Below are 23,292 nucleotides of genomic sequence, written 5' to 3' on the forward strand. Positions count from 1 at the left end.
CATTGATTGCGGTAATCCACTAATCCCGCAGAACCAAAACAGTCTGTCTGAAGATCACACATCGTTGGCACGCATGGAATGAAGGCGCACCATTGTGACACGATGCTCTTCAAGGTGCAGGAAGGCAAACTCCCCCACCGGTCAGCTTGTGGGGCGCCTGCCCAGCCTCAAAATATCAATCGACGCTTTGATGCAGATGGACAAGTTTCCGGCGGTCGGAACGATGGTGAACAACCACTTTCGAACCGGCCACGTTCTCGGCTTCAGATATTCGAGACAGTCCAGTCCACAAGCCCGCTCATGGCCGAGCCGAACGCCCGGTCGAGCGCCGATGCAAATGCCTGTCCGCCGCTACCGCTCACAGGCATGGAAGCACTGAAAATGCGTGAAGCCCGCACCACCCCGTTTCGATCATTCAGAATGCGGACGAAGATCTCGACTTCGGCGCGGTCCTGCCCGTCTACGCGGACATTGAAGGCACGCAGGTCTGCCAGAATCTGGTAATCGATGGCCAGCCCCTCGCCTGGCATACCGACACCTCCGAAGCGACCCGAGCGCTGGTACAGATCGGCCATACGAGTCTGGACAATTCGCGGCAGGCGATCTGCCCACCTCACACCACCAAGATACTGGATGGCACCGCTCGACGTCTTGACGACGATGTCTTGCCCATCCAGCATCTTTATGGCTGTGGGCTCCGTAACCAGAATTTGTTTCCGGCTGACACGACGCCCATCCTGCGCCACTGAGGGTGTAGTGAGGTCAAACGCATCGACGGGCGCAGGCCCGCCGCCTGGCAAGGCAGCACAACCGGACAGAACGCCCCCCAGCGCCAACAGCGCTATAAACCTTGCCCTCGTCCTCAACAAACGCTCCTCAATCCGAACACCGGTGAACCCGGCGGGACCAGCCCCTGAAATCGTTCAAAAAACCAAAGACCTTCTGTCAACTGGTTTGGGATGATGCCGCATGAATGTCAACGTCGCACCCGGCCGTCATAACGACGAATCGTTCCCTCTCCGCCGGTAATGATGCGCTGCGGGTTCTGCTCGAAGTCCGTAACAGCAGTTTCTATCCGGTTGATAGAACGCCGTGCATCGCGAACCAGCGATTCGACCTCTCGCAAGCCGCCACCCGAAAAACGCTCAAGATTTCCGGAGATCGCATCCACCCGCACCGTGAGTGTTTCCGCCATTTTGCGAAACGATTTGAGCGTTTCGCGCGCATCAGCCATCAGGCCGTCGCCGTCACCGGATTCGAGCATGCCGTCGAGCTTGGCGAGAACCGAATCAAGCCGCACCGACGACGTGTTCAACTGGCTCGCCAGCTCGCTGGCGTTGGTGATGAACTGATCGATATCTTCCTTGCGCTTGTCCACAGTTTCGCTAACATCGGCGATGCTTTTCGCGGCACGGTTGACCGTGGCGCTTGCTTCTTCAAAATTTCCGACAGCGGACTTCACCGTAGCAGGATCCACGCTGTCCAGAACACCGTCGAGCTTGGCCAATGTCTGGTTGGCGTTGGTCGAGAATGTACCGATCGAACGCACGGTCTCGTCGACGCTGGACATGACCGTGTCCATGTTGCGGCTCGCCTTCTCCAGACGGCCGGAAAATTCGTCAAAATTGGTGACCATGGATGAAATTTTATCCCTATCCACCGAAGCGATCAGCTCTTCGGCAGCCTTCAGGGTGCTGTCGAGCTGCCCCGACACGTTCGAAATAGTCTCTGAAAGAGAGCTCACATTCGCGAGAAATGAATCGATGCCAGACGCGTTCCGCTCCAACGCCTCGGAAAATCGTTGAACGTTCTTGACTGTGTCGGTCAGAGGCTGCCGGGCGTCCTTTGTGAAACCTTCTAGCTGTGACACGACATTGTCGGCGCGCGTCAAAAGGCTCTGCGCAGTCTGAAGAAGATTGGTCACGGCCGAAGGGCTTGCCTGGATTTCCGCAACTGCATCCCGCTCTTCCGCCAGATCGAAGAGGTTGGGCTCTCTTGGATCGCCTCCCGTCAGCTCGATATTGGCCGTGCCGGTGAGCCCTGCCAATCCGACATCTGCCTTCGTCGAATGCGTGATGGGAGTCAGCCGGTCGACCTCCGCGTCGGCGATCGCGACACTTGGGTTCGAAAGATCCAGATAAACACGCCGAACGTCGCCCACTTTCACGCCATTGAACAGCACCGCACTGCCCCTCGAAAGACCGGATGCGGAGCCAGGAATTCGAAACCTCAGCACTGCCGTCTCGCCCCGATCTCCTATATTTGCGCTCCAATAGACGAAGCCGAACGCTGCCAGAATGACCAGCACGGTGAAAAAGCCGACAAGAACGTAGTTGGCTCTGGTTTCCATAGTAACCCTGCTAACCTCTCGCGGAACGGTCGATCTGCCGTGCCCGCTTTCCTCTAAAATAGGCTTTCACCCAAGGATCGTCGCATGCAAGCATGTCCTCGACCGTGCCTTCCACGAGCACACGTTTGCCACCGAGAACGGCAATGCGGTCACACGCCGTCAAGAGACTGTCGAGATCGTGCGTGACCATATAGACGGTCAGGCCCATCGTGTCGCGCAGTTTCCCGACCAGCTCATCGAACTCGGCCGCGCCGATCGGGTCAAGGCCGGACGTCGGCTCATCGAGGAACACGATATCCGGATCAAGCGCCAGCGCACGCGCCAGCGCCGCACGTTTGATCATGCCGCCTGAAAGCTCGGAAGGGTATTTTGGCGCGGCATTGCGCGGCAAGCCCACGAGCTCAAGCTTCAAATAGGCCAGCTCATCCATCAGCGCGCGCGGCAGGTCCAGATATTCACGCATGGGCACCTGGATGTTCTCGAGGACCGTGAGGGCCGAGAACAACGCGCCGTGCTGAAACAACACTCCCTGATGCATGTCGACTTTCAGCCGCTCTTCATCGGTCGCCGCGTCGAGATCCTGTCCCAGGAGGTGAATGGATCCCGACTGTTTTCGGACAAGACCGAGGATCGTGCGCAGCAGCACGGACTTCCCCGCGCCCGAAGCCCCGACAAAGCCGAGAATTTCACCGCGGTACACGTCCAGCGAAAGACCATCCAGCACCAGCGTCTCACCAAACCCCACGGTCACCTCGCGCACGGAAAGAACCACGTCCCGGGACTGCGCCACCTGATCTTCCTGCCGTTCTTGGGTCAGCACCATCCCGCCACCTAAAAGTCGATCGCTGCGTAAAAAATGGCGAACATTCCATCCACGACGATCACCACGAAGATCGCCTTGACCACCGAAGCGGTGACATGCGTTCCCAACGACTCTGCACTTCCCCCCACCTTCATTCCCTCGATGGAAGCGATAATCCCGACGATCAGAGCCATGAAGGGAGCCTTGATCAGACCAGCGAAGATCGTGGAAAGATCGATGGAATCCCTCAAACGATCGATAAATGCCTCCGGAGGGATGCCCGAATAAAGCCAGGCAATCAGCATCGCGCCTCCAAGCGCGGCGAAATTGGCCACAATGGTGAGGCAGGGAACTCCCACCATGAGCGCGACGAGACGCGGAAAGACGAGAACGCCGACCGGATTAAGACCGATCACCGTCAGCGCATCCACTTCCTCACGCATCTTCATGGAGCCGATTTCGGCGGTGATTGCGCTGCCGGAGCGTCCGGCGATCATGATTGCGGTCATCAACACGCCGAGCTCGCGCAGGATCAGGATCCCAACAAGGTCGACAACAAAGATTTCAGCGCCGAAATACCGCAGCTGGAACGCACCCTGCTGCGCAATGATGGCGCCGACGATGGCCGACATCAGCACGATAATCGGCACCGCTCCCACACCCATGCGATCAATCTGGTTGACGATGGCGGCGGGATTGATTGCGTGCGCGCGGCCAAGCTTCATTTGCGCGCCGCCGATGGTGGCGCCCAGAATATGGGCACCGTAGACAATATCGTCGCGCGCCTCGTACATGGCGTGACCGATACGCTCCAGAAGATGGACAATCAGCGAGCGCTTTTTTGGGGGGTTGCTCTCGCTGTCCTGTTCGACCGCGTCCCGAACCGCGGGCAGAAGTATTTTGGCGGCCTCACTTTCCCCGCGGATCGCGACCTCGGCGCCGCGCTTCTGATGCGCATAAATGAAGCGCTCGATGAGCCAGGCCCCTGCCGTATCGAGGTTGGTGATACCCGAAAGATCCATAAGAAGGCGCTGCGGCTCGTCCTGCGCTTCCAGCTTGCGCATGCGGGCATCGACCCGCGCGACGGTGCGCGTGTTCCATGCGCCTGTGAGCCGGCATGAAAGCACGCCGCCCTCGGTGCCTGTCTCCAGGTGAGGGTCCTCACTCTGGCCACTCGGGCGCCCCGCGTCGCTTGCGTCGTCAACGGAATTGGTCAACATGGCACCATCATTAGTGCGGAGCAGGTCCAAAGGGAACCGCTTGCCGGCTTATACAGCCTCCATATAAGGCATGTTCCTCTGATAGTTCGGATTTTTGCGAGAAGAAGGGCGGAAATGACACGCGAATTGGCCACAGGCACCGAGAGTTTTCCCATCGCTGGCGTTTTCACGATCTCCAGGGGTTCGCGCACCGAGGCGCGAGTCGTCACGTGCACGGTGAGTGAAAACGGAGTCCGTGGGCACGGAGAATGTGTTCCCTACCCGCGTTATGGCGAGTCGGAGGAGAGCGTGATCAGCCAGATCGACGCGATGCGCGAAGATATTGCCAACGGTATCAGCCGCGCTGATCTTGCCAGATCCATGCCAGCGGGAGCGGCACGCAACGCCGTCGACTGCGCATTGTGGGATCTGGAAGCGAAACTCTCCGGTCGGCGCGCTTCCATAACCGCCTGCACCATTCCGCCACGCCCCTTGCAGACCGCTTATACCATTTCTCTCGCTGAGCCTGAGGAGATGGCTGCCCAGGCACGCGCACATGCAACCCGGCCACTGCTGAAAGTGAAGCTAGGGGGCGAAGACGATGCAGCGCGGATTCATGCGGTCGCAGGCGCGGCCCCCGACAGCCGGCTGATCGTCGATGCGAATGAAGGCTGGACGGAAGAGAATATCCGAGAAAACATTCTGGCCGCCGCTGAATTCCACGTGGCCCTGATCGAGCAGCCGCTGCCCGCTGGAAAAGAAGAGATCCTGCGCGAAATTCCGCATCCTGTTCCAATTTGCGCGGACGAAAGCGTACACACCGCAGAGGGCCTTGCCGACCTCGCCGGGCTTTATGATTTCGTCAACATCAAGCTCGACAAGACAGGCGGCCTCACCGCCGCGCTGGAATTGCGAGATCGCGCGCGTGAAATGGGCTTCGGCGTGATGGTGGGCTGCATGGTGGGAACGTCGCTCGCTATGGCGCCCGCTGTATTGCTCGCCCAGGGCGCTGATTTCGTGGATCTGGACGGACCGTTGCTTCTGGCCAAGGATCGCCCCCACGGGCTCTCCTATACCGGTTCGCTGGTTTCGCCACCCTCGCCTCAACTCTGGGGCTAAAAGCGCTACGGCGATCAGGGCCGCTCAAGCAGCTTTGATCCGGTCTCTTTGAAACGCCGTCACCACACCTTGCTCCCGAATCTCTCCGGGAACCGGCTTCACATCAAGAAGCTGTGCCCAGGTGATGATTTCGAAACTCCCGTCGAAATGTTCGACAAGGGCCGTGCAACTCTCGACCCAGTCTCCAGTATTCATGTAGGTGACGCCACGAATATCCTCCATCGCGGCATGGTGGATATGCCCGCAGATAACACCGTCAACCTCAGACCGCTGGGCTTCCTGCGCAAGCACATCCTGGAACGAGCTGATGAATTTCACGGCCTTCTTGACCTTGATCTTTGCCCATGAGGAAAAAGACCAGTATGGGCGCCCCAACATACGCCGGACGCGGGCGATCACGCGGTTGACGACAATGGCAAGATCGTAAGCCTTGTCGCCAAGATAGGCGAGCCAGCGCACATTGTGAACGACCTGATCAAACTGGTCGCCATGGATGACGAGGAACTTTCGCCCGTCCACCGTCTCATGAACCACCCTGTCCACCACGACGATACCGCCAAAATGGACGCCTTGAAACGAGCGAAGAAATTCGTCGTGATTGCCGGCAATATATGTGATCTCGGCTCCTTTTCGCGCCTTGCGCAGGAGCTTTTGCACCACATCATTATGCGTTGCCGGCCAATGCCATGACCGCCTGAGGCGCCAACCGTCCACGATGTCACCGACCAGATAAATCTTGTCTGCATCATGGTAGCGCAAAAAATCGATCAGAAACTCGGCCTTTGCCGGTTTCGAGCCGAGGTGAACGTCTGAGATGAAGAGTGCGCGAAATTTGCGGTGTTCAGCGCCGGTCATTGTCCCGCCTGAGCCTTGTTAAGTCGCGCACTCTATGGCCCGATTCATGTCACAGACATATGACGGGTACCGTTTCGATACGGAAAATCGGTCACACAGGACCGCAAAAAATCCGGTCGCCGCCCAATTCGGGCACATGAAACTGCTTCTCAACATTCAACGCTGGAAAAAGCCTCAGCGAGCGCCTAAGCACAAAGGATGAATCAAACCATTTGAGCGTCGTGACCTTTTCAAAGAATTGGGTGACGCCTGGATGCGATGCCGCAAGTCAAACGGCCAAGCCGCCAGAGCCATAATGTGGAGCCGCCAATGTCGTCCGACAACAAGAAACCGCAGCGATCAGAATTCGACGAAGCCGCGCTCTTCTTTCACCGTCACCCCACCCCCGGCAAGCTGGAAATCCAAGCAACCAAGCCCTTAGGCAATCAGCGCGATCTGGCGCTGGCTTATTCGCCCGGCGTCGCCGCCCCCTGTATGGCGATCCATGATGATCCGAAGAGCGCTGCCGACTACACGGCTCGCGCAAACCTCGTGGCCGTTGTCTCGAACGGTTCGGCGGTGCTCGGGCTCGGCAATATCGGCCCACTCGCTTCCAAGCCGGTGATGGAAGGCAAAGCCGTCCTCTTCAAAAAATTTGCTGGGATCGACGTTTTCGACATCGAGATTGATGCACCCGAAATCGATCGCATGGTGGAAACCGTCGCTGCTCTCGAACCCACATTCGGCGGCATCAACTTGGAAGATATCAAAGCTCCCGAGTGCTTTGAGGTCGAGGAGCAGTTGAAGGCGCGCATGGGAATCCCCGTGTTCCACGACGATCAGCATGGCACTGCAATCATCGTCGCCGCTGCCGTGCTGAACGGTCTCGAACTGGCAGGCAAGGACATAGCTTCGGCCAAGATCGTTTCGTCTGGTGCCGGAGCGGCCGCGCTCGCCTGCCTCAATCTGCTTGTTTCGCTCGGCGCCAAAACCGAAAACATCTGGCTGACAGACCGGCACGGTGTCGTCTACGAAGGCCGCAAGGAAGAGATGGATCGCTGGAAAGCGCCCTATGTGAAGGATACCGAAGCCCGAACACTGGCCGAAGTGATTGGCGGCGCGGATGTGTTCCTCGGTCTTTCGGCGGCCGGTGTTCTCAAGCCGGAAATGCTCGCGAACATGGCTGAAAAGCCGCTGATCCTCGCGCTCGCCAACCCTGTACCCGAAATCATGCCGGACGTGGCGCGCGAAGCGCGGCCTGACGCCATGATCTGCACCGGGCGCTCCGATTTCCCGAATCAGGTGAACAACGTTCTGTGCTTCCCTTACATCTTTAGAGGAGCCCTCGATGTCGGAGCGACAGCCATCAACGAGGAGATGAAACGTGCAGCTGTGAAGGCCATCGCCGGTTTGGCTCGCGAAGAGCCTTCTGACGTGGCAGCGCGTGCCTATTCCGCCGAAACGCCGATCTTCGGTCCGGATTTTCTTATCCCCTCACCTTTTGATCCACGTCTCATCCTGCGCATCGCACCGGCTGTAGCAGAAGCGGCCATGGAAAGCGGTGTCGCCGCACGCCCGATTGAGGACATGGACCAGTATCTCGATCGGCTGAACCGCTTCGTGTTCCGCTCCGGGCTGGTGATGAAGCCCGTCTTCTCCGCGGCCAAGGGCGCAGGAACGAAACGCGTTATCTATGCGGATGGAGAGGACGAGCGCGTGTTGCGCGCAGCCCAGGTGGTCATCGAGGAAGGCATTGCAGAGCCCATCATCATTGGCCGTCCACATGTGGTGGAGACACGCCTGAAGCGTTATGGCCTGCGCATTCGGCCTGGCGAGGATTTTGCCATTATCAACCCCGAGGACGACCCGCGCTATCGCGACTATGTCGACCTTTTGGTGCAACTGGCCGGTCGGCGCGGCGTGACCCCCGAAGCCGCCAGAACGCTGGTCCGCACCAATACAACCGTCATTGCCGCCATCGCCATGATGCGCGACGAGGCCGACGCCATGATCTGCGGTCTCGAAGGGCGCTTTGAGAAGCACCTGCGCTATGTGGACATGATCATCGGCCGGCGGGAAGGTGTATGTGACCTCTCCACCCTTTCCATGCTCATCTCGCAGTTCGGTGTAACATTCTTCACCGACACCTACGTCACGCTCTCCCCGACAGCATCCGAGATCGTGGAAACGACGATCCTGGCGGCTGAGGAAATCCGACGCTTCGGTATCGAACCAAAGGCAGCGCTGCTGTCGCATTCCAATTTCGGCTCACGCGATTCCGAAAGCTCGATCAAGATGCGCGAAGCCGCATTGACACTGAAACGCATTGCGCCTGATCTTGTGTCCGATGGTGAAATGCATGGCGATTCCGCACTCTCAGAAGTGTTGCGCCAGCGCGTCTATCCGCAGGCGTCGCTTTCCGGCGAAGCCAATCTTCTCGTGTTCCCGAGCCTTGATGCAGCCAACATTACGCTCACCACCTTGAAGATCATGACAGATGCGCTGCATGTGGGCCCAATCCTGCTTGGAACCGCCATGCCTGCGCATATTCTCACACCATCGGTTACCTCACGTGGCGTCGTGAACATGACTGCTCTCGCAGCCGTGGAGGCATTGCAGAAAAGTAAGGCGGTCATGACCAGCTGATTTACCGGTCGTGTCTAGCGTGAATTGCAACGCGAGGTCGCGATGGACTGGCGTTTCTAACCGGAGCTTAACCTGGTTGCCCTATCTTCTTCGATCAACCGGCAGTGTTGACGGAAGTGCGAAGCGAAATGCTCGCGCGTCAGCCGGAAAGTGCAGGCGGGGCACACGATGCGTCTGGGTGGCAAATACCTGGTTCGATTGATTTTTCTGGCTTTTGCGGCGGCGCCGATCGCTGCAACTCCGCTTGTGCAAGCGGAGGCAGCATCGCGCATCTGCAAAACACTCGAAGCGCAACTCGCTGCCACCCCCTCCGGCTCTTCAAGCAAAAGCCGCAGCTATGCCCGCGCCATAGCAAAACAGCAGCATCAGCTCGGCATCGTGCGCTCGCGCATGAAGCAGGCAAAATGCGGCTTCGGCATTTTCGGCAACCGTATCGCTCAATGTGCTCAGTTGAGGAAGTCAGCTGCCAGCATGGAGAACAACCTCACAAAACTGCGCCAGATGGAGCGGCGGACCAATGTTGGCTCCAAGGCCGGACGCGCCAGCATTCAGGCGAGACTGCGAGCCAATAATTGCTACGACAAGGGCACGACACGAACGCGCAAAAACAGCAGAGAGCCCGCGAAGAGAACCGCAACATCAGAGCCTCGTAAACGGCACCGCCCAAGCACGGTTTTTCAAACCATGTGTGTGCGGACATGCGACGGGTATTATTTCCCGATCTCGTTTTCCGTGTCCAAGGACAAGTTTTCCCGGGACGAAACGACCTGCATGGCGCGCTGCCCTGGCGCCGAGGTGGCGCTCTATGCACATGACGTTTTGAACGAGGAAGCCGAAGACATGGTTTCGACGGCGGATGGCACCCCTTATCGTGAGCTTCCGAAAGCCTTCAGCTATCGCAGCACGGGCGTCTCGAACAAGGCATGCAGTTGCCGGAAGGATAGGCGATTTACCATCGTTGCTGGAGAAAAAGCGGTCGACGCGCGCCCGATTTCAAACGAAGAATCCACGTCCCTGTCGGAAGTTCAATCCGTTACAAAGGAAATGACCGGAGCAACGTCTTCAAGCTTTTACGTGGCAGTACCTCCAAAACGGGAGGCAGCACAAAGCGAAGTCGCAGAACCGATCGTTGTAGAACCGGTCGCAGACGACAGTCCCCCTCCGACCCGTTCGTTTGATGACGAAGCAGCCCAGCGCCCTGTCAGGATAGTCGGGCCAGCGTTTCTTCCCGACCCAGAAGGGGCAATAGACCTGCGAGCTCCGGCCCCTGTTCCCGCCCCGTAAGGGCAATCCGCAGAGGCATGAAGAGGCCGCGCCCCTTTCGCCCGGTCTCCGTCTTGACGGCTCCGGTCCATTCACGCCAGGTTTCTCCGTCCCACGGCTCCAGCGGTAGGCTTCTGGCAGCGGAGCGCACGAAATCGCGGTCATCTTGTGAAAGCTCCGCGTCGCTGGCCGGTCGATCCTTGACGATCCGCCACCATTCAGCCGCTTCGGCAACCGTGTCGAGATTTCCACGCACGGCGAGCCAGAATGCTTCCGTGTCATCTCCCGCGATGCCGAGCTCCGACAGTCTGTCTGAGACCTTGGTGAACGGCGTGTTCTGGATGATATGGCGGCTCAGCCCGGTCAGCTCCGCCGGGTCGAATTTCGCTGCCGACCTGGAGGTTGCAGTGGGCACGAACAGCGCTGCCAGTTCCTGCATCGAGGAGGCCGCTGTCACGTTCTCGGAGGTGCCGATAAGCACTGCCAGCGAAGCGACCGCCATCGGTTCGATGCCGTTCTCCCGCAGGCTAGCAACCGACAGAGCGCCGCGGCGCTTGGAAAGCCCTTCACCCGAGGCGGTGGTCAGAAGATTGTGATGGCCGAAGGCCGGTGGCGCGGCATCCAGAGCCCTGAACAGGGCGATCTGGGCGCCAGTGTTGGTAACATGATCGTCACCGCGAATGATGTGCGTCACGCCTAGATCAACATCATCGACCACCGAGGGCAGCGTGTAGAGATAGGTGCCATCGGCGCGGATTAGAACAGGATCCGACATCGACGCGAGATCCACCGTCTGCGGTCCACGCACCACGTCGTCCCACTGGACTTCCGTGCGTTCGGTCATAAAGGGATCATGCCGATAATTGGGCAGGAGAAAGCGCCAGTGGGGCTTGCGGCCCTCAGCCTCCAGCGCGGCCCTTTCCTCATCTGTCAGCTTCAACGCCTCGCGGCCGTAAACCGGTGGCAGACGGCGCGACAAGCGGATTTTGCGTCGGCGCTCCAGTTCCTCCGTCGTCTCGTAGCAGGGATAAAGAAGCCCCGCAGCCTTGAGCTTTTCCACCGCCGCGTCGTAGAGGCTAAACCTCTGCGACTGCGTGACGGTCAAATCCGGTTCAATGCCAAGCCATTCAAGATCGCGAGCGATGCCATCGGCATACTCCTGGCGCGAGCGCTCGATATCCGTGTCATCGAAACGCAGTATAAAGCGCCCGCCCTCTTTCTTCGCGTAGAGCCAGTTGAAGAGCGCAGTGCGCGTGTTGCCGATATGAATATGGCCGGTCGGGGACGGCGCGAAACGAACGGTGACTGTCATGGATGCGGGCGTATCCAAAAGCGCTGCGATTGGCAAGGAGAACCGGCTACGCAACTTGCTGACGGGCAGCGAGTCCACGAGACACAAACAGAAGCATCACGCAGGCAACGAGACAGTAGATCCCCATCACGCCAATCTGGAGGGGATAGCTGACGCCCCGATCGATCAAGAAGCCGGTTATGCCTGGGCCCATGGCGGTTGCAAAAACCATGATGGCGACAGTCAGCGCTCGAATGGAGCCCAGATGCCGGATTCCGTAGACCTCCGGCCATAACGCACCAAAAAGGGTGGACGAAAATCCGTACGAAACGCCCATCAGCCCCATAAAGACGAATGCACTCCACTGGGCCTCGCTGGCGGCAAGGATGAGACAGGCCGAGCCAAGGGGAAGCAGAAAGCCGGGCAGAAGCGCGACCGCAGAAAACCGGTCAATCAACTGTCCGGAAATCAGGGCGAACACAACAGTCATCGAGGCCATGAAGGTGAAAGAGGATGCAAACACCTCCAGCGACCAGCCCCGCAACTCTACCAGATAGACCTGATGGAAGAAGATCGTGGTGCCTATGAAGCCCGGCGCCATGACACCGAGCAGGAGCAAATAGAACACGGGATCGCGCAGAACTTCGCCGCGCGTCCAGTCGCGCGTGGTGCTGCGGCGTTCTGCCGGATCGCTGGCGCGCGGCGCACGCTCGACCGCGATCAACCCTGAAATGACGGGCAAGGCAAACAGGACAAGAAGGGCGGCAGCGATGAACCAGCTGTTGCGCCAGCCGACGAGAGCAGCCACGGCCACGAAGGTCAATGGCAGGATCGCCTCGCCAACGTTGTGACCAAGGGTCGCCACCGACACCGCGCGCCCCCGCTGGGCGGAGAACCAACGCCCCATCGCCGTCAATGAGTTGTGCGTCATCATTCCCTGCCCGAACAGGCGCAGCATGTAGATCGTCACCACCAGAACGAGGAGTGAATGCGATAGCGCCATGGAGACGCAAGCCACCGCAAGCAGGGGAACGATAATGAACGTGACCTTGCGCGCCGAATAGCGGTCTACGATCTGCCCGAGCCGTGGCAGCGTGAACGCACTGGCCAGTGTCGCCACCATGTAAAGTGTGCCGAATGTACCGTGAGAGAGACCATATTCTGCGCGGATCTCACCTGCGGAAAGCGAAATGAAGAATGTCTGCCCGAACGAGGAAAACAGCGTCAGCAAAAACCCGCCCGCAAGCCAGCGCGCGTTCTCGCGAAGAAAATTCAGGTAAGACATGGAAAGCTCTGATGTTTGGCCGGGCGGCCGTGGAACTGCCGCAAATGCGGTTGGGCGCATCCTAGCCCCCCGACGCGATTGCGCAATGGGCCAGTTCCAATAAGGCCTCTTGCAAAATACATAAGAATCAACTTATGTTTAAAGCCATGACAGAAGCAGAAATCTTCAAGGCGCTCGCCGATCCGACGCGACGGAAAATCCTGGAACGGTTGAGCAGCGGCGAGCACAACGCAACAGAGTTGCGCGATGGTTTGGCGATGTCGCAGCCGGCGGTGTCGCAGCATCTCGCCGTGTTGCGGACGGCCGGGCTGATTGAAGAGCAGAAACTGGGCCGGCAGATGCGCTACCGCATCAAGGCCGGAGGAATGGAGCCTGTGGTAAGCTGGCTGACACGATATCGCGCTTTCTGGCCTGACAGGGTCGAGAGGCTCCAGATACTGCTCAGGGAGATGGACCAATGAGCAATTCAGAAGTCGAAAAATCAAATGAAACCATAACTCTGGAGTATCTTCTGGACTCGTCTCCAGAGAAGGTCTGGCGTGCGCTCACCATCCGCGAGCTCGCTGAAATCTGGCTTGGGGAGCCGGATGGCGTCACAGGCATGCCAGAATATGAAATGCTCGACACGATACCCTTTTCCAAAGTTCGCTACGCCTTGCGCGACATTGAGACGGATGCGCCGCACACGCTGGTGACCTTCGAGATTGCTCCGGCACCTGGCGGCAAGACCTGGTTCCGACTTACACACAGTCCGCGCGCCCTAACCCGCATGGCTGCGAACACAAATGGGGCCCCCACGGCGCTCGCCGCGTAAGGTCCATTCCAAACGACATCGACAAAAAAGGAGATCGCGCATGCGCGACACGATGGCGCTCGTCCCCATGGTGGTGGAGCAATCGCCGAGAGGCGAACGCTCCTTCGACATCTATTCCCGGCTCCTGCGGGAGCGGATCATTTTTCTAAACGGAGAGGTAACCGACGAATCGGCGGCGCTCATTTGCGCGCAGCTCCTGTTTCTGGAATCGGAAAACCCGGATCGGGAAATTTCCTTCTACATCAATTCGCCGGGCGGCGTGGTGTCGAGCGGCCTTGCCATCTATGACACGATGAATTTCATCAACAGCCCCGTGGCGACGGTCTGCATGGGGACAGCCGGTTCCATGGGATCGTTTCTTCTGATGGCGGGCGAGCCCGGTCGGCGCGCGGCCCTTGCCAATGCCAGCATCGTCCTCCACCAACCCTCCGGCGGGTTTCGTGGCCAGGCCTCCGACGTGCAGCGCCACGCAGAAGACATATTGAAGCTGAAGCGGAGGCTGATCCGGCTTTATGCTGAGCATTGCGGGCGCACCGAAGAGGAGGTGGAGCGCACGCTCGATCGAGACTTCTTCATGAGTGCACAGGACGCCTGTGACTGGGGTCTCGTCGACCGGGTCTATTCAACCCGAAAGGAGCTGGAGGCCCTGACGGAACACCAGCCTGAATGAACCAGACAAATCGCTAAAAAACAGACACTTAGGACCGGTCTCTGAATCTGTTTGTGATCGGATAACGGCGGTCACGACCAAAATTCTTCCGGGTAATCTTCACACCGGGTGCAGCCTGCCGGCGCTTGTACTCGGCAATGTAGAGAAGATGCTCAACCCTATGCACCGTTTCGCGATCGTGCCCGCGCGAGACGATCGCGTCGACGCTCATTTCCCCTTCGACGAGGCATTCCAGAATATCGTCGAGCACCGGATAGGGTGGCAGGGAATCCTGATCCGTCTGATCCGGACGCAGCTCGGCAGACGGCGCCTTGTCGATGATGTTTTGCGGAATGACTTCTCCGGAAGGCCCCAGCGCGCCAGGCGGAACGGTGGTGTTGCGCCAGGCCGACAGGGCATAGACCTGCATCTTGTAAACATCCTTGATCGGATTGAAGCCGCCATTCATGTCGCCATAGAGCGTGGCGTAACCGACGGACATTTCTGACTTGTTGCCCGTGGTGACGACCATGGAGCCGAACTTGTTCGAGACAGCCATGAGAATGGTGCCACGGGTGCGACTTTGCAGGTTTTCCTCCGTCACGCCTTCCTTTGTGCCTTCGAAGAGTTGGCCAAGCGCATTGGAAAACCCCTCCACCGGCTCGAAGATCGGAACGATGTCGTAGCGGCAGCCGAGCGCACGGGCACAGTCTTCCGCATCCTTGAGCGAATCCTTGGAGGTGTAGCGGTACGGCATCATGATGCAGCGGACCCGCTCCTCGCCCAACGCATCGACCGCCAAGGCCGCGCAGATGGCAGAATCGATGCCGCCCGAAAGACCAAGAACCACATTCTTGAAGCCGTTCTTGTTCACATAATCGCGCAGGCCCAGCATGCAGGCGCGATAGTCGGCCTCTTCCTTTTCGGGGATCTTCGACATGGGGCCATCATCGCAGCGCCATCCCCCCCCCTCGCGCTTCCAGGTCGAGATGGAAACTGCTTCCTCGAACTGGCTCATCTGAAACGCGAGAGACTTGTCAGCCTGGATGGCAAAGGAGGCGCCGTCGAAAACGAGTTCATCCTGCCCGCCGAGCTGATTGGCGTAAAGAACCGGCAGCCCGCTTTCGATCACCTGGCGAATGACCACCTGATGCCGCACCTCAACCTTGCCGCGGTAATAGGGCGACCCGTTCGGCACCAGAAGCATCTCGGCACCGGATTCGGCCAACGTCTCGCATACGCCGAGTTCTCCCCATATGTCCTCGCAAACGGGGATGCCGATGCGAACACCACGGAAATTCACCGGCCCCGGCATATGCGGCCCTGGCTGAAAGACACGCTTTTCATCGAACTCGCCGTAATTGGGAAGGTCGAGTTTGAAGCGCTCGGCGATCACCTCACCACCGTCGACTACCATCACTGCATTGTGCAGCCCGCTGTCGCGTTTCAGCGGCACCCCGATGATGACGCCCGGTCCACCATCCTTTGTCTCGGCGGCAAGCTCACGAACCGCCCTTTCACATGCCTCGACGAAGGCCGGCTTCAGGACCAGGTCTTCCGGAGGATAACCGGCGATGAAAAGCTCGGTGAAAAGAACCAGATCGGCGCCGTGGCGCGCGGCCTCCGCCCGGGCCTCACGTGCTTTTTCCAGGTTTCCCGCGATGTCACCGACAACCGGATTGAGCTGAGCGGTGGCGATGCGCAGAATGTCGGAGGGGGCAGAGTTGGGGGCCATGACGTTCCTGTTCGATATGCCTGAGGACGCGAAGTGCCTTAAGCGTGTAGCCGCTGCTCCCCCTGCTGGCAACACTGCGGTCTTTGTCAGATACCGACGCCAAGCCCCTCTTCGCTTCGGTCCAGAATGAGCGGTATAATCAGGTCTTCCTCATCGTTGAGATGCCGCAAGAGCATGCCAAGCAACGCCTCATTCTCCCGAGCATAGGCATCTGCAGAAAAGCGTTCGCGAGAATTGTCGGCCTGCAGTGCGTGTAGGAAGGTCGTCCCGGCCTGTGCATTGCGCTCCAAGGCGTCATGAATCACATGATGATCGCTGTCGAGCAGATCGAAACCCCGTTTCATGCGCGGCTCGGCTTTCGCAAAAACCGGGAAGTAGTGCATGTCCTCGATCTGGTGATGTCCATGAAGCTGCTGCAGGAAGAAGCGCAGGCGCGGCGCAAACCAGCCAGCAAAATCACGCGGTGCAAGCCTGCCCTCTCGATAGTCGTCCATGCCTGTCTGTAGCATTCCGCCCAATTCACGAAACATGTCGTGTCGCTGAAGCCAGAAGCGGGCCATTTCACCGAGATTGGGATGCCCTTGCCAGACCTCGCGCGGATATTTGTCGACGAGATAGCGAAGATCCACCGGAAGACCAACGCGCTTTTCGAGTTTCAGGGCGTCCGAATTGTCAGTCATTCCTGCTCACATTCCTTCGCAACAATGACGCCAGGGCTGCCGCGCTGATACTGAGGCAACCCATCCGCGATATCATAGAAATCGCCCTTGTCCGCCACGAAAATATGGCTTTCGGCGGTGAGCCCGACCGGGAGGTCGAACGCACCAGCCAATATTGAGAGCTTATCCGCCCCAAGCCGTTTCCAGAACAAGGCTGAGCCGCATATCTTGCAAAATCCACGTCGCGCAAAGTCGGAAGCCGCATACCAGGTTAGTTGATCCTCGCCTTCGATCGTCACATTCGAGACGTCGACATCCGTCGCCGCATAGTAGAGCCCCGTCTGCTTGCGGCACTGCGAACAATGGCAATAGACCACACCGCGCAATATACCCTTGGTACGAAAACGGACCGCACCACACAGGCACGATCCGCTACATTCGTTTGTCATGGTTCTCTCCCAACGCGACCAGGTCGTATCGAGACCATGTTTACCAGTGGCACGCCCCAAGCGACATCAACTATCGCTGAAGCTATGGCTCAAACCGTTTCAGCCGTTGGCGACCTTGCCCGCCGGCAATGACTCTCGGTCTTTCTTCAAGAGCTCCGCCACCAGGAAGGACAGTTCCAACGCCTGATCGGCGTTGAGACGCGGGTCGCAATGGGTATGGTAGCGATCCTGCAGTTCCTCGTCGCGGATGGCGCGCGCACCGCCCGTGCATTCGGTCACGTTCTTGCCGGTCATCTCCACATGGAGGCCGCCCGGATGAGATCCCTCAGCGCGGTGCACCTCGAAGAAGGTCTGAACCTCCTTGAGGATGCGGTCGAAGGGCCGCGTCTTGTAGCCGGCGGCAGTGACGGTGTTGCCGTGCATCGGATCGCACGACCAGACGACCTTGCGACCTTCTTTCTCCACCGCGCGAATGAGCTTGGGAAGATATTCGCCCACCTTGTCCGCGCCGAAACGCGCAATCAGGGTCAGGCGACCTGGTTCGTTTTCCGGATTCAGAATGTCGATCAGCTCAAGCAGACCGTCCGGCGAGAGCGAGGGGCCGCATTTGAGCCCGAGCGGGTTCTTGATGCCGCGGCAGTATTCCACATGAGCGTGATCGGGCTGGCGCGTGCGGTCGCCGATCCAGATCATGTGGCCGGAAGTGGCGTACCAGTCGCCGGAGGTGGAATCGACGCGCGTAAGCGCCTCTTCATACCCCAGAAGCAGGCCCTCATGACTGGTGTAGAAATCCGTCTCGCGCAGCGCGTGCGTGCTCTCGCCCGTGATGCCGATGGCGCGCATGAAGTCGACCGTCTCGGAAATACGGTTGGCCAACTCCTGATAACGCTCGGCCTGCGGGCTGTCGGACAGGAAGCCGAGCATCCACTTGTGAACGTTTTCCAGATTGGCGAACCCACCCTGCGCAAAGGCGCGCAGAAGGTTCAGCGTTGCCGCCGACTGACGGTACACCATTTCCTGACGTGCCGGATCGGGAATACGCGAGGCTTCGTCGAATTCAATTCCATTGATGATGTCACCGCGATAACTCGGCAGCACCACGTCACCTTTGGTCTCGTTATCTGAGGAGCGTGGCTTGGCGAACTGGCCGGCAATGCGCCCGACCTTCACAACGGGCTGAGATCCGGCATAGGTCAGGACCACAGCCATCTGCAGGAAGGCGCGGAAGAAATCGCGGATGTTGTCAGCGCCATGTTCAGCAAAGCTTTCGGCGCAATCGCCACCCTGAAGCAGAAAACCATTGCCCTCGGCCACCGAAGCAAGCTGCTTCTTCAACTTGCGCGCCTCGCCTGCAAAAACGAGCGGCGGATACGTGGCCATGCGCGCCTCGACCTCGGCCAGCGCGTCAGCGTCCGGATAAGCCGGGACCTGCAGGATTGGCTTGTTTCTCCACGAATTCGGCGACCACTTCGTCATCTTGCTTACTCGACAGTTGCTACAGGATCATGCCCTCTATCCGCTCAAACTCTCCAAGACGGATACTGGAAGGCCGCTTCTTAACCAAAGGCGGCGGCTGATACTAGCCCACAATTGTGGCGCGGAGGAAACACTAACGCACGAAAGATGCAAAATCAGGGATTTTTTGCATCAACAATGCATCGAAATAGACCTCTTCCTCATGCCGGAGCGTCACTGCACGCGGATAGGTCGGCGCCTTGCGATCTGCAATCACAGCAAGGTCAAACCCATCGGTCTCGTGAACGAAACGCTCAACGCCGTCACGGCCATGTTCTCGCAGAAATCCCTGCAACACGGCATCGAGATAGGACTGGATGATCTCCAGAGGCTCCGCCCCATCGAACACGCACGCTTCATATACATAGAGCGCACAACCGGCAGGCACCGCCCCAGATAATTCGAGTTCGTCCGCCGTGATGGAGACCCGCTTGTAACGCTCTTCGCGCAGGTCGACCGCGGGAAGGTTCTCCGCCCGATCCAGGACCAGCAGACCGTCCACGACCGCCCCGGGCTCCCGGCGCACGCTCAGAAGCGCTCTATTGCTTTCACCATCCCGGCGAACCCAATGGCGCCGCCAGCCCCTGAGCCGTGCAGGCAGTGCATCAACGATCTCGGTGCGATGAGTGTCACGGTTGACGAGCGACCCGTAACCGAAATAGCCGACCAGATCACCCGGTATGTCACCCGCGCCCATGTCAGTCGACTCGCTTCAGTCGACTCGCTGGCCTTTTTCGACATGGTAGGTCGGCTGATACATGGTGACCAATTCTTCCGCCGCAGACGGGTGCACCGCCATGGTACGATCGAAATCGTCCTTGGTCAGCCGTGCCTTGAGCGAAATTCCCAGAACCTGAGCCATTTCGCCGGCGTCCGGTCCCATTACATGCGCGCCAAGAACGCGTCGGCTCTCAGCGTCGACAACAAGCTTCATGAGCATCTTTTCCTGACGGCCGGAAAGCGTGTGCCGCATGGGGCGGAAGCTGGCGCGATAAATCTCCAGTCGGTCGAAACGCTGCGCGGCCTCGTCCTCGGAAAGCCCGACCGTGCCGATCTCCGGCTGAGAGAACACGGCGGTGGCAATCGTCTCATGGTCGACTTCAGTCGGATTATCCTTGTACTCGGTCTCGATGAAGCACATCGCTTCGTGTATTGCGACCGGCGTCAGCTGCACCCGGTTGGTGACATCGCCCAGCGCCCAGATATTGTCGACATTGGTGCGTGAATACGCATCCACGATGATCTCACCGGTCTTCCCCGTTTCAACGCCAGCCGCTTCGAGTCCCAGCCCTTCAGTGTTGGGAATACGGCCAATGGCCAGCATCACCTGACCCGCTTTCAGCGTTTCACCCGACTTAAGATGAACACCCAGTTGACCGTCCGAGCGCTTTTCAACCTGCGTGAGGACGTCCTGGCAGATGATGCGGATCCCCTTTGCCTCCATGGTCGCGTGAAGTTCGCGCCGCAAATCGAGATCAAAGCGGGACAGGATTTCCTTGCCGCGATAGACCAGTGTCGTGTCGACACCCAGGCCGTGGAAAATGTTTGCAAACTCGACAGCGATATAACCACCACCTTCAATCACAATGCTCGAAGGCAGTTCAGGAAGATCAAATGCCTCATTGGAGGAAATGCAGAGCTCCTGACCAGGCAATGCGACGTGCGGGTTGGGGCGGCCGCCCACCGCGACAATAATCTTGTCTGCGGTTACCCGTTTCCCGCCCATATCGATGGTGTGCCTGTCTACCAGCGTGGCGCGTGTTTCAAAGATCTCAGCGCCCGCATTCTCGAGCCCCTTGCGATAGAGACCTTCCAGGCGGGTAATCTCACGGTCTTTGTTGGTGACCAGTGTCTTCCAGTCAAATGTGGGCTTTGGGACGGACCAGCCATACCCGGCAGCATCCTCGAAATGCTCCGGAAACTGGGAAGCATAGACATAGAGTTTTTTCGGCACGCAGCCGCGGATGACACATGTGCCGCCGAACCGGTATTCCTCGGCAATTGCGACGCGCTTTCCAAGCCCCGCGGCAACGCGTGCTGCCCGCACGCCGCCCGAACCGCCACCAATCACAAAAAGATCGTAATCGAAATCGCTCATCGTCTGTTTCTCGCCCCTTGGATATCAGAAGTTCGCCACGTCGGCGCAGTTCAGCGCACCTGCTACGACCTGATTGCAGCACTCACTTAGAAACGCCCATAGAAGAATAAAAGCCCGGTGCGAAGACCGGGCTCTAACTGTTTCGTGATCGAAAGCTTACTGAGCCGTCGTGCCCTCTTCGGAAGCTTCGCCATTTCCGGTCGCCTCGGTCGCCGCCTGGATCTGCTGCCCCACCATCTGTGCGAGATCGCGAGCGACCCCTCTCCGCCAGATTTCCCCGGCTTTCAGGACCTCACGGGTCACGATCGGGCCATCCTCAATCAACTTGATGCCAGTCGGAGATGAGTAAAATTGCGCGATCTCCGTAAGCTCCTGCTCGGAGAATACACGCGCATAGGCCTGCGCTGCTTCGCGCTCCAGATCGACCCGGCGACTGGCCAGTTCGATGGCCTTCTCGTCCACCGTGGCATTGATCAGGGCAACCATATCCGGATTTTTGCGGATCAGTTCTGACTTCAAGGCAGCGGCGGCCTGTGGCAGAACGCCATCGAAATCATCAGTGGCATTGATCGCATTGATCGCGGAGCGCGCCGCGGCAAGATGCGAAGCAGAAATCTCCTGCGCAACGGCAGGGGTGAAAGCGAACGTCATCGCCAAGGCTGTGGACGCTGCAACAAGGCGGATGCGGGTTGCCAGATTCATATGTTTCTCACTCCATTCTTTTTCATGCGGCCCGGAGGGTTCGCACCTCGCCATCACCAGCCACAAAAGCGGTGTCTGCAAGGTCGAGGAACAGGCCGTGTTCTACAACACCCGGTATGGCGTTCAAAGCGCTTGCCAATGCTCTTGGATCGGGAATGCGGCCAAAAGATGCATCAACGATCAGATGTCCCCCGTCGGTAACGAACGGTTCTCCGCCCCTCTCCCGAACATCCAGAGGCCCATCAAGCCCGAGCGCGTCTGCAGCTTTGCTGATGGCCCGCATCGTGGCACCAAGGCCGAAGGCATTGACCTCGATGGGCAATGAAAAATGACCCAGCGCTTCAACGATTTTGGACTTGTCGGCAATGACGATCATCCGTTTTGAGGCCGCCGCGACGATCTTTTCACGCAGTAGCGCACCTCCGCCCCCCTTGATCAACCCGAGTTGAGGTCCGATTTCATCGGCACCATCGACAGTCAGGTCCAGTTCGGGCGTTTCCTCAAGCGTGGTGAGCGGCACGCCAAGTTCGCTGCAAAGCGTCGCCGTCCGCTCCGAAGTAGGAACACCGATTATGGACAGGCCTCCCGCTACACGCTCGGCCAACAGGCGCACGAACTCCTCGGCGGTGGACCCCGTGCCGATTCCCAGTCGCATCCCGCCTACAACTTGATCAAGCGCTGCCCGAGCGGCTTCGATCTTCAATTCCCGCATATCCGCCGACATTTTGCCCCCGGTCATATCTCAGCGGTTCCTAACTCGTTTTATCGCTCCCCGCAATGCAGGCTTGCCGCTGTACGCCTCTGGAGAGTGCCCAACTTGCTTCACCCCGCCTTGCGCGGTATCCCAGTGAAGCTCAACCAAGGGAACACCATGTCAGCGCCAATCATTGTCTTCGATCTCGATGGAACACTGGTCGACACGGCTCCAGACCTGCTCGACAGCCTCAATCACTGCCTCGAGACTGTCGACATGGAACCGGTGAAGCAGGAAGACATCAACCGTATCGTCGGTTTTGGCAGCCGAGTGATGATCGAGCGGGCGTTCGCTCTCCGAAGAAGGCATCTTGCCGGGAACCAGTTGGATGCGCTTCAGGCGATCTTTCTCGATCACTACACAGCCAATGTCCCCGGACATTCCCGACCCTTTCCCGGAGCAGTCGATACCATCGAACGCTTTCGGACGGCCGGATACACTGCGGCTGTGTGCACCAACAAGCTCGAAGGCATGTCCCTGTCACTTCTTGAAGCGCTCGGCCTTGTCGAACATTTCCAGGCGATTTGTGGTGGCGATACCTTTCCCATGCGCAAGCCCGACCCCGGCCATCTCCTGCGGACGATCGCCATGGCCGGTGCGGATCCGCAACGGGCAGTGATGGTGGGCGATTCGCGTACGGATATCGACACCGCGAAGGCTGCCGGCATTCCCGTTATCGCAGTGGATTTTGGCTATACCGATCAGCATGTAAGCGCATTCGAACCCTCGCGTGTGATCTCAGGTTTTGACGAGCTCACGGTCGAAATGGTGGAGAATCTGATCGCTGCGACGGCATCCTGACCGAGCCAACGAAAGCCCGCTTGACACCCACCCTCCCCGCCCCTTATATCGCGGCTCGCTTGACGACACGTCGTCAGCGGGCGCGTAGCTCAGCGGGAGAGCACACCCTTCACACGGGTGGGGTCGCAGGTTCAATCCCTGCCGCGCCCACCATCACCATTCCCCTTACAGCTTTTCTGACCGGTCTGAAGCGCACGCTTTCGGTGAGCTGCAAAATCAGCCATTTCGTTAAAATTTTATTCTTATCCTATTGTTTTTACTTACTTCTCTTTCATCAGAATCATTGATCTCTCATTAGGCGACGCACAGAGATCAACCCGATGAAGG

General features: G+C 58.7%; 22 protein-coding genes and 1 tRNA gene. 8 read left to right on the top strand and 15 right to left on the bottom strand.

Annotation, left to right across the window (positions count from 1 at the left end):
* Nucleotides 1-263: 263 nt before the first annotated feature.
* The 4 genes from KW403_RS00345 to KW403_RS00360 all read right to left on the bottom strand — a co-directional run bounded on the left by KW403_RS00345 (nucleotide 264) and on the right by KW403_RS00360 (nucleotide 4,372).
* Complete coding sequence (locus tag KW403_RS00345) at nucleotides 264-866, bottom strand: ABC-type transport auxiliary lipoprotein family protein (RefSeq protein WP_223020827.1); 603 nt, start codon at nucleotides 864-866, stop codon at nucleotides 264-266.
* Nucleotides 867-976: 110 nt separating this feature from the next.
* Nucleotides 977-2,350, bottom strand: a complete 1,374-nt coding sequence (locus KW403_RS00350; protein WP_223020828.1) for an MlaD family protein — start codon at nucleotides 2,348-2,350, stop codon at nucleotides 977-979.
* A gap of 10 nt (nucleotides 2,351-2,360) precedes the next feature.
* The gene (locus tag KW403_RS00355; protein ID WP_223020829.1) at nucleotides 2,361-3,173 is read right to left on the bottom strand and encodes an ABC transporter ATP-binding protein; all 813 of its coding nucleotides are present in this window, start codon (nucleotides 3,171-3,173) and stop codon (nucleotides 2,361-2,363) included.
* Nucleotides 3,174-3,181: 8 nt separating this feature from the next.
* The gene (locus tag KW403_RS00360; protein ID WP_223020830.1) at nucleotides 3,182-4,372 is read right to left on the bottom strand and encodes an ABC transporter permease; all 1,191 of its coding nucleotides are present in this window, start codon (nucleotides 4,370-4,372) and stop codon (nucleotides 3,182-3,184) included.
* A gap of 114 nt (nucleotides 4,373-4,486) precedes the next feature.
* On the opposite strand from KW403_RS00360, the gene dgcA reads away from it, so the two are divergent.
* Nucleotides 4,487-5,470, top strand: a complete 984-nt coding sequence (gene dgcA / locus KW403_RS00365; protein ID WP_223020831.1) for an N-acetyl-D-Glu racemase DgcA — start codon at nucleotides 4,487-4,489, stop codon at nucleotides 5,468-5,470.
* A gap of 24 nt (nucleotides 5,471-5,494) precedes the next feature.
* Here dgcA and KW403_RS00370 read toward each other — a convergent pair whose 3' ends face one another.
* Nucleotides 5,495-6,325: a UDP-2,3-diacylglucosamine diphosphatase gene (locus tag KW403_RS00370; RefSeq protein WP_223020832.1), complete on the bottom strand. Its 831-nt coding sequence runs from the start codon at nucleotides 6,323-6,325 to the stop codon at nucleotides 5,495-5,497.
* A 309-nt stretch (nucleotides 6,326-6,634) separates the two neighbouring features.
* On the opposite strand from KW403_RS00370, the gene KW403_RS00375 reads away from it, so the two are divergent.
* Together KW403_RS00375 and KW403_RS00380 are read left to right on the top strand one after the other, a co-directional pair.
* The gene (locus KW403_RS00375) at nucleotides 6,635-8,950 is read left to right on the top strand and encodes an NADP-dependent malic enzyme (protein ID WP_223020833.1); all 2,316 of its coding nucleotides are present in this window, start codon (nucleotides 6,635-6,637) and stop codon (nucleotides 8,948-8,950) included.
* 168 nt (nucleotides 8,951-9,118) lie between these two features.
* Nucleotides 9,119-10,234: a DUF2865 domain-containing protein gene (locus KW403_RS00380; RefSeq protein ID WP_223020834.1), complete on the top strand. Its 1,116-nt coding sequence runs from the start codon at nucleotides 9,119-9,121 to the stop codon at nucleotides 10,232-10,234.
* Here KW403_RS00380 and gltX read toward each other — a convergent pair.
* Together gltX and KW403_RS00390 are read right to left on the bottom strand one after the other, a co-directional pair.
* The gene (gene gltX / locus KW403_RS00385) at nucleotides 10,152-11,525 is read right to left on the bottom strand and encodes a glutamate--tRNA ligase (protein ID WP_223020835.1); all 1,374 of its coding nucleotides are present in this window, start codon (nucleotides 11,523-11,525) and stop codon (nucleotides 10,152-10,154) included. The two genes, KW403_RS00380 and gltX, sit on opposite strands and share 83 nt — an antisense overlap.
* 46 nt (nucleotides 11,526-11,571) lie before the next feature.
* Nucleotides 11,572-12,789 (bottom strand): MFS transporter, encoded by a 1,218-nt coding sequence (locus KW403_RS00390; protein WP_223020836.1) that lies wholly within the window; start codon nucleotides 12,787-12,789, stop codon nucleotides 11,572-11,574.
* A gap of 146 nt (nucleotides 12,790-12,935) precedes the next feature.
* On the opposite strand from KW403_RS00390, the gene KW403_RS00395 reads away from it, so the two are divergent.
* The 3 genes from KW403_RS00395 to KW403_RS00405 are packed head-to-tail and all read left to right on the top strand — an operon-like array spanning nucleotide 12,936 to nucleotide 14,273.
* The gene (locus tag KW403_RS00395; RefSeq protein ID WP_223020837.1) at nucleotides 12,936-13,250 is read left to right on the top strand and encodes an ArsR/SmtB family transcription factor; all 315 of its coding nucleotides are present in this window, start codon (nucleotides 12,936-12,938) and stop codon (nucleotides 13,248-13,250) included.
* On the top strand, nucleotides 13,247-13,603 hold the full coding sequence (locus KW403_RS00400; protein WP_223020838.1) for an SRPBCC family protein: 357 nt from the start codon (nucleotides 13,247-13,249) through the stop codon (nucleotides 13,601-13,603). Before KW403_RS00395 ends, KW403_RS00400 begins: the two co-directional genes overlap by 4 nt.
* 40 nt (nucleotides 13,604-13,643) lie before the next feature.
* Nucleotides 13,644-14,273 carry an ATP-dependent Clp protease proteolytic subunit gene (locus KW403_RS00405; protein WP_223020839.1) on the top strand — a complete coding sequence of 210 codons (630 nt, stop codon included), beginning with the start codon at nucleotides 13,644-13,646 and terminating at the stop codon, nucleotides 14,271-14,273.
* Nucleotides 14,274-14,301: 28 nt separating this feature from the next.
* Here KW403_RS00405 and KW403_RS00410 read toward each other — a convergent pair whose 3' ends face one another.
* From KW403_RS00410 to rpiA, 8 genes are all read right to left on the bottom strand, one after another.
* On the bottom strand, nucleotides 14,302-15,987 hold the full coding sequence (locus KW403_RS00410; RefSeq protein WP_223020840.1) for an NAD+ synthase: 1,686 nt from the start codon (nucleotides 15,985-15,987) through the stop codon (nucleotides 14,302-14,304).
* A gap of 86 nt (nucleotides 15,988-16,073) precedes the next feature.
* Nucleotides 16,074-16,667 carry a hemerythrin domain-containing protein gene (locus tag KW403_RS00415; RefSeq protein ID WP_223020841.1) on the bottom strand — a complete coding sequence of 198 codons (594 nt, stop codon included), beginning with the start codon at nucleotides 16,665-16,667 and terminating at the stop codon, nucleotides 16,074-16,076.
* Nucleotides 16,664-17,095 carry a GFA family protein gene (locus tag KW403_RS00420; protein ID WP_223020842.1) on the bottom strand — a complete coding sequence of 144 codons (432 nt, stop codon included), beginning with the start codon at nucleotides 17,093-17,095 and terminating at the stop codon, nucleotides 16,664-16,666. The genes KW403_RS00415 and KW403_RS00420 overlap by 4 nt, the downstream gene beginning before the upstream one ends.
* A 99-nt stretch (nucleotides 17,096-17,194) precedes the next feature.
* Entirely contained in the window at nucleotides 17,195-18,571 is a 1,377-nt protein-coding gene (locus tag KW403_RS00425; RefSeq protein WP_223020843.1) for a class II 3-deoxy-7-phosphoheptulonate synthase, read from the bottom strand.
* Nucleotides 18,572-18,704: 133 nt separating this feature from the next.
* Nucleotides 18,705-19,307, bottom strand: coding sequence for a gamma-glutamylcyclotransferase family protein (locus KW403_RS00430; RefSeq protein WP_223020844.1), 603 nt, complete (start codon nucleotides 19,305-19,307; stop codon nucleotides 18,705-18,707).
* Nucleotides 19,308-19,322: 15 nt separating this feature from the next.
* Nucleotides 19,323-20,708 carry a glutathione-disulfide reductase gene (gene gor, locus KW403_RS00435; protein ID WP_223020845.1) on the bottom strand — a complete coding sequence of 462 codons (1,386 nt, stop codon included), beginning with the start codon at nucleotides 20,706-20,708 and terminating at the stop codon, nucleotides 19,323-19,325.
* A gap of 156 nt (nucleotides 20,709-20,864) precedes the next feature.
* Complete coding sequence (locus KW403_RS00440; protein ID WP_223020846.1) at nucleotides 20,865-21,410, bottom strand: DUF2059 domain-containing protein; 546 nt, start codon at nucleotides 21,408-21,410, stop codon at nucleotides 20,865-20,867.
* 22 nt (nucleotides 21,411-21,432) lie between these two features.
* Nucleotides 21,433-22,134 (bottom strand): ribose-5-phosphate isomerase RpiA, encoded by a 702-nt coding sequence (rpiA, locus tag KW403_RS00445; RefSeq protein ID WP_223022370.1) that lies wholly within the window; start codon nucleotides 22,132-22,134, stop codon nucleotides 21,433-21,435.
* A gap of 147 nt (nucleotides 22,135-22,281) precedes the next feature.
* Between rpiA and gph the strand changes: the two genes are divergently transcribed.
* Both gph and KW403_RS00455 read left to right on the top strand, forming a co-directional pair.
* Nucleotides 22,282-22,965, top strand: a complete 684-nt coding sequence (gph, locus tag KW403_RS00450; RefSeq protein ID WP_223020847.1) for a phosphoglycolate phosphatase — start codon at nucleotides 22,282-22,284, stop codon at nucleotides 22,963-22,965.
* Nucleotides 22,966-23,043: 78 nt separating this feature from the next.
* Nucleotides 23,044-23,118 (top strand) — tRNA-Val (locus KW403_RS00455).
* Nucleotides 23,119-23,292 lie beyond the last annotated feature (174 nt).

This window comes from Nitratireductor kimnyeongensis, from assembly GCF_019891395.1.
Lineage (GTDB): Bacteria > Pseudomonadota > Alphaproteobacteria > Rhizobiales > Rhizobiaceae > Nitratireductor > Nitratireductor kimnyeongensis.